The 1222-nt window shown below is 36.6% G+C and carries 1 protein-coding gene; it reads right to left on the reverse strand.

The features are described 5' to 3' along the window. Positions 1 to 379: 379 nt before the first annotated feature. Positions 380 to 1222 (reverse strand): ankyrin repeat domain-containing protein (locus MUW74_RS04235; protein ID WP_243553107.1); only part of this gene is annotated, 843 nt, incomplete at its 5' end.

The raw sequence follows: 1222 nt of genomic DNA on the forward strand, positions 1-1222 counted from the left end.
CGATGAATAGACCTACCCTGTAACGTGTGTATGTTTTTTTTGTTTTCATAAGTATTGATTGTTTAACTAATGTATGCCATATAATCACTACCAAGCAGCTGTGAGCTATGGTAATGGATAACCCATATAATATGGGCTATCCACACTACTTCACCTGCTTAGTTTGCTATTTAGCAAGGTACCCCTTCCCCTTAATAATGAACGGTAATGAAAGCTAGCTATGCATCGTGTGTTCATTTTTTTAATGTAATAAAAAAAAGATAAAAACACAATAAAAAACTAATAATCAATATAATATTATATTTTCATATATTTTTTGTAATAGTATCGTTGTAATAGTATCGACAATGTTTACTTTAGTAATCGATACTACCTAGTCTCATTTTTTGCGTTTCCTGGATTTTTTGTATGGTGACGTGCCGAACTTTTTCTGAGCTCCCTCGAATATTTTATTCTTTTCGTTCAACTGTGGTGTAATGTATTCACTAACCTCACGTTTGTGATTATGGTGTTGGGCGACCCACTGTTGCTCTGCTTTTTCCCACATTTTTACAATAGATAAATATTTACGAGATTTTGCAACAAATTTTGCGGTATGATTGGCACGATTTTTTATAAAGGGATTTGCGCAGTTGTCTATAAAAAACTGAACATTTTCTTCCTTACCTGCAAATGATGCAAGCATTGAAGCTGTGTTCCAACCTTTATCTATTGCATCCAAATCTGCCCCTGCATTTTTTAGGAGTTTCAAATCCTCTACGTTTCCGTCTTCTGCCGCATACATTGTTAGGGTGCGCCCGTCTTCGTCTCTTACGTCTATAGTTTCAGTACGCAAAAGCTCTTCTATACTTTTCTTCGAAAAACTAGCCTCCCGAACCTTATCTACAGCAACCTGGTTAGTTTTAATGCTGACCTCTGGTGGTGGTATAGTGTTTATATCTACATAGCTTTGTCTAGTCTGTTCAAAGGCTGTACGATTGCTATTGGTTGGAACTTTGGTTCCATTGTTATCTAGGGTTCGATTGTTCATTATAACTGCTATAGAACCAGATCCTGCTAGATAATAATATACCCCAAATCCCAATCCCAATATACCAGTACCTGTCCCTACCAGTAAACTCCAAATAAGTTTTGATTTATACCAGGGATCTTTAGCGTAACGAAAAAGTAGATCCTCATTAGGAGTCCGATGATTAAGTGGCTTTGCTTCCTGCGCTTGCTT

Source organism: Candidatus Cardinium sp. cBcalN2, from assembly GCF_022810445.1.
Lineage (GTDB): Bacteria > Bacteroidota > Bacteroidia > Cytophagales > Amoebophilaceae > Cardinium.